General features: G+C 74.9%; 7 protein-coding genes. 4 read left to right on the top strand and 3 right to left on the bottom strand.

Annotation, left to right across the window (positions count from 1 at the left end):
* The 4 genes from VF468_20885 to VF468_20900 form a co-directional block, all read left to right on the top strand.
* Positions 1 to 279: fused response regulator/thioredoxin-disulfide reductase (locus VF468_20885; protein ID HEX5880747.1), on the top strand; the 279-nt coding region annotated here is incomplete at its 5' end.
* A gap of 139 nt (positions 280 to 418) precedes the next feature.
* On the top strand, positions 419 to 592 hold the full coding sequence (locus VF468_20890) for an MGMT family protein (GenBank protein ID HEX5880748.1): 174 nt from the start codon (positions 419 to 421) through the stop codon (positions 590 to 592).
* 248 nt (positions 593 to 840) lie between these two features.
* Positions 841 to 1,779 carry a sigma-70 family RNA polymerase sigma factor gene (locus VF468_20895; GenBank protein ID HEX5880749.1) on the top strand — a complete coding sequence of 313 codons (939 nt, stop codon included), beginning with the start codon at positions 841 to 843 and terminating at the stop codon, positions 1,777 to 1,779.
* On the top strand, positions 1,779 to 2,378 hold the full coding sequence (locus tag VF468_20900) for a DsbA family protein (protein ID HEX5880750.1): 600 nt from the start codon (positions 1,779 to 1,781) through the stop codon (positions 2,376 to 2,378). Before VF468_20895 ends, VF468_20900 begins: the two co-directional genes overlap by 1 nt.
* Before the next feature lie 6 nt (positions 2,379 to 2,384).
* On the opposite strand, the gene VF468_20905 is transcribed toward VF468_20900, so the two are convergent.
* The 3 genes from VF468_20905 to VF468_20915 form a co-directional block, all read right to left on the bottom strand.
* Positions 2,385 to 3,218 carry a methylenetetrahydrofolate reductase gene (locus tag VF468_20905; protein HEX5880751.1) on the bottom strand — a complete coding sequence of 278 codons (834 nt, stop codon included), beginning with the start codon at positions 3,216 to 3,218 and terminating at the stop codon, positions 2,385 to 2,387.
* A gap of 23 nt (positions 3,219 to 3,241) precedes the next feature.
* Complete coding sequence (locus VF468_20910; protein ID HEX5880752.1) at positions 3,242 to 3,946, bottom strand: GAF and ANTAR domain-containing protein; 705 nt, start codon at positions 3,944 to 3,946, stop codon at positions 3,242 to 3,244.
* Position 3,947: 1 nt separating this feature from the next.
* On the bottom strand, positions 3,948 to 5,050 hold a 1,103-nt coding region (locus tag VF468_20915), incomplete at its 5' end, for a phosphatase PAP2 family protein (protein HEX5880753.1).

The raw sequence follows: 5,050 nt of genomic DNA on the forward strand, positions 1-5,050 counted from the left end.
CCGCGCACCGACTGGCTGGAGGGGACGGTCGAACGCGACGAGCGCGGCTACCTGCTCACCGGCCGCGACCTGATGGGCGCGGACGGCCGGCCGCCGCCCGGCTGGCCGCTGGAGCGCCAGCCCCTGCCGCTGGAGACCAGCCTGCCCGGGGTGTTCGCCGTCGGCGACGTCCGCTACCGCTCGGTCAAGCGGGTCGCCTCGGCGGTCGGCGAGGGGTCGATCGCCGTCCAGCTGGTGCACGAGTACCTGGCCGACGCCCAGGACCCGGCCGGGAGGTAGACGGTGGCCACGGGCGGCTTCTCGGAGGCGGTGTGGGCGCTGGCCCGGCGGGTGCCGGCCGGCCGGGCCACCACCTACGGCCTGCTCGCCGAGGCCCACAACGGGGTGGCCAAGGGGGCCGGGGGGGGTCGGCCAGGCGATGGCCCGCTGCCCGGGGGACGTGCCCTGGTGGCGGGTGGTGCACGCCGACGGCCGGATGAAGGGCGCGACCGGGGCCGACGAGCAGCGGGCCCGGCTGGCCGAGGAGGGCGTGCCCCTGACCCGTGACGGCCGGGTCGACTGGGCGCAGGCCGGGGGCCCCTGGTCGCCCTGACCGCTGGCCGTCGGCGCGGTTGCCCCGACCCCGGTGGCCGCTGGGGAAAGGTGACACGTTGCCGGCTGGGCCGTGGTATGGTCGCCGTTGGCGGTGTTGAGGCACTCCCGGCCTCTGCCCCTCACCTCGGATGCAGTTTCTTCCGAGAACCCCTGGTAGACGGGAATAGGTTTTGCGAACATGGTTGTTGGCAAAACTGAGAGTGACGTGTGTACCCCCGATGATCGCGTGCTGTCGCAAGGAGTGCGATGAAGGACCAGGACCAGCTGCTCGACCTCCAGACGACGGACTCGTTCCGTCTGTATCTGGATGAGGTCGGTCGGCACCCGCTGCTTACCAAGGAGGACGAGATCGAGCTGTCCCAGGCCTATGAGGCCGGCCTGGACGCCCAGCTCAAGCTCGCCGACACCGCCCCTGACGACCCCGCCCGCCCCGATCTGGAAGCGGTCGCCGAGCGGGGCGAGTGGGCCCGCCGCAAGATGATCGAGTCCAACCTGCGCCTGGTCGTCTCCATCGCCCGCCGCTTCTCAGCCACCGGCCTGCCCCTGGGTGACCTGGTCCAGGAAGGCAACCTGGGCCTGTTGCGGGCGGTGGAGAAGTTCGACTGGCGCAAGGGGTTCAAGTTCTCCACCTATGCCACCTGGTGGATCCGCCAGGCCATCGCCCGCGGAGCCGCCGACCGGGGCGCCCGGGCCATCCGCCTCCCCGTCCACGTCGATGAGCAGGTGGGCCGGTTGCGTCGCACCCAGACCCGCATGCACGAACTCCTGGGCCGCGAGCCGACCGACGACGAGCTGGCGGCCGAGCTCGACATGCCGACCGAGAAGGTGAACCGGCTCAAGGACACCGCCCAGGCCATCACCAGCCTGGACACCCCGATCGGGGACGACGGGGCCGCCCTCCAGGACTTCCTGGAGGACGACTCCGCGGTCGGCCCGGATGAGCTGGCCGTGGAGGCGGTCGGCCGCGAGGCCCTGGAGCAGGTCCTCAACGCCCTGCCCGAACGCGAACGCCAGGTCCTGATCTTGCGCTTCGGTCTGGACTCGGGCACCCCGCGGACGCTGGAGGAGGTCGGGGCGGTCATGGGGTTCTCCCGGGAACGAGCCCGCCAGGTCGAACGCGACGCCCTGGCCTCCCTGCGCAGCCCCGAGATCCGCGCCCGCCTGGAGGACCTCGTCGCGGCCTGATGCGCCGCTTCGCCGTCACCCACGACTACCTCTGCCCGTTCGCACGGAACGCGGCAGAGGTGGTCGTGCGTGCGCTGGAGGAAGGGGAGCCGGCCGAGGTCGGCTTCCGCGCCTTCTCCCTCTCCCAGGTCCACCTGGACGATGGTGAGCCGCCGGTCTGGGAGCCGGGCGCCGAGCCGCGCTCGGGCGTGCTGGCCCTCCAGTGGGGCCTGGCCGTCCGCGACGAGCTGCCCGAGCGGTTCCCGGCCGTCCACCTGGCCCTGTTCGCCGCCCGCCACGACCAGGGCCGCGACCTCAACGACCCCGAGGTGCTGGCCGCCGCGGTGGCCTCGGCCGGTGTCGACCCCGGCGAGGTCGAGAAGCTGGTCGCCGGGGGCCGGCCCGCGGCCGCCCTGGCCGCCGACCACACCTGGGCGGTCGACACCTCCCGGGTGTTCGGCGTGCCCACCTTCGTGACCGGCAGCCGGGCCGTGTTCGTGCGCCTGATGGACCGCCCCGGCAGCGCCGCCGCCGCCCGCTCCACCCTGGAGCGGGTGCTGGCCCTGGTCGAGGACTGGCCCGACCTCAACGAGTTCAAGGCCACCGTCATCCCCCGCTGAGGCCCTTCAGGCCCGGGCGGGTCGCTCCGGCGGGGCGCCCCGGGCGGCCCGGAAGGCGGCGGCGACCTGGCCGGCCTGCTCCTCCGACCCCCAGGACATGACGTGCAGGGCATGGACCCGGTCGAGGCCGGCCAGGACCATGGCCGTCTCGACGGCCAGGTCGATGCCCCCGCCGGCGGCGATCTGGGCGGCCGCCTTCTCCGGGATCTGGCAGGGCAGGGTCTGGTTGAGGATGTCGACCATGCGGGCCGTGCGGATCACCGGGACGCTGGCGTGGACCCGGCAGTCGCCCAGCTTGCCGCCCTCGGCGGCCTGCTCCAGGAAGGCGGCCAGGCCGGCCGGGTCGAACACCATCTGGGTCTGGACGAAGTCGGCCCCGGCGGCGACCTTGCGGCCGAGCAGGGCCAGCTCGGCCTCGACGTCGGGCTTGAACGGGTCGGCGACGCAGCCGATGGCCAGGTCGTTGGGCGCGGCCCACTCCCTGGCCTCGGCCAGCAGCCTGGTGGTGGTGTAGTCGCGCACCCGGGGCACGTCCGCCACCGGGTCGCCATAGAGGCACAGGATGCCCTCGGAGCCGAGCGCGGCCGCCCCGACGACCTCGGAGCGCAGGGCGAGGCGGTTGCGGTCGCGGCAGGAGACGTGGACCACCGTCGCCACCCCCTGCTCGCGGGCCAGGGCGACCGCGGCCAGCGGCGACATGCGCGGCCTGCCGGCGTGGTTGTCGGTCAGCCCGACCAGGTCGACGTGGCGGGACAGGACGGCGATGCGCTCGCGCACCTGGGTCGCGTCCGGGGTCGCGGGCAGCGAGATCTCGGCGGAGGTGAGGGCGTCCAGCGGCATGCCGGAAGGCTAGCAGCCGCCGGTCATCGGTGCTCGGCCGCGCTGACCACGCCCCGGGCGACCTCGGCGAGCGGGCGGCGCTGGTCCCGCGCCTGGCGGCGCAGCCGCTCGAACGCCTGCCTGGTGGTGAGCCCGTGGCGCCCGACGAGGACCCCCTTGGCCTGCTCGATCACCACCCGCGAGTCGAGCGCGACCTGGAGCTCGCCGGCCAGCCGGCCGCGCTCCCGGGCCTCCATGGCGTTCAGGATGAGCATGGCGACCAGCTCGGTGAAGGCGACGATCGCCTCCCGCTCGGCCTCGCTCCAGGCATGGGGCTCGCCGGCGAACACCGCCACCACCCCGACCGCCTGGTCGCTGTAGGGGATGGGGCTGGCCAGCACGGCCAGCAGCCCGCCCCGGACGGCGGCGGGCGCGAACGCCGGCCAGCGGTCGTCGTGGCGCAGGTCGTCGGCCGACACCGGCTCCTTGTCGTCGAAGGCGTCCACGCCGGGGCCTTCGCCATGCTCGGCCTGGAGCTCCTCGAGCAGGACGGCGCGGTGGTCGGAGGTGGCCAGGTTGCGGAGGACCTGGTCGCGGTCGACCAGCAGCAGGGCGGTCCCGTCGACCTGGAACAGGGCGTCGGCGGTGGCCATGACCCGGTCAAGGGCGTCCTCGACCGACACCGGGGAGGTCCGGAGGTCGGCGAGCTGGTCGAGGGCCTGGCGCAACCCCGCCGAAGACACCGTCATGTCAGTCGGCGCTGACGCCCTCGTCGGAGCGGCGCCGGATGACGCCCTGGTCGTCCGGGTCGCGGGCCGCCTGGTCCTCGACCCGCTGCTCGGACTCCTCCAGCAGCGCCCGGGCCTGGGCGCCGGGGTCCTCGGCGTGGTTGCCCGGCTCGGCGGCCAGCGATCCGGCCCGGCTGTCGACCTGCTCGGGGCCCGGCTTGTCGTGGTCGGGCATGGACTGGCTCCTGGGTGACGCGGCGGTCTGGTCGCCGGACAGCCTAGCCTCCTCGGCCTCGACCCGCTCGGCCGGGGCGCCGAAGTGGAGCAGGGCACCGCCGAAGGCGACCGCGCAGACGACGAACCAGCCGAACCCGAGGGCGGCCCCGCCGATCACGTCGGTCAGCCAGTGGACCCCGAGCAGCACCCGCGAGGCGGCCACGGCCACGGTCACGGCGGCGGCCCCGGCGGCCAGCCAGGCCTTGGTCCGGAACGGCCGGCCCCGGCCCACCACCAGGACGACCGCCGCCCAGGTGGCGGCCGCGGCGGCGGCGTGCCCCGAGGGGAACGAGAAGCCGCTGGCGGACGCGAGATGGGGCACGGGCGGCCGCTCCCGGTCGACCAGCGCCTTGACCGTGTTGGCGATGAGGTTCTGGCCGACCACCACCGTCACCATGAAGGCGAGCACGGCCAGGCGCCGCCGGCGCAGCCACTCCAGGCCCCCCAGGGCGAACGTGACGGCGAGCACGGTGACGGTCGCGCCCAGCCAGGTGACCGCGCCCAGGAACCAGGTCGAGGCCGGGGTGGCGTTGTCGGCCCCCCAGGCGGCGGCGCTGGCGTCGAGGCGGTAGAGCCCGGTCTCGGAGGTGACCATGTCGGACACCAGCCCGAAGCCGAGGGCGGCGGCGAAGACCAGCCCGAGGGCGGCGGTCAGGGCCAGCCCGGTGGCCGCCTCCGGGTCGAGCCGGCGTCGCAGGAACCGGGCCGCCCGGGCCCGGAACAGCTCCTCGCCGGCGTGCTCGGCCGCCCCGTGGCCGCGGCGGCCGCGGCCCGCCACCAGGCCGGCGGCGGCGGCCAGGACGGCCGCGACCAGGCCGGCGACCAGGACCAGGGTGGTGACGGAACCGG

The organism is Actinomycetota bacterium (genome assembly GCA_036280995.1).
Classification (GTDB): domain Bacteria; phylum Actinomycetota; class CALGFH01; order CALGFH01; family CALGFH01; genus CALGFH01.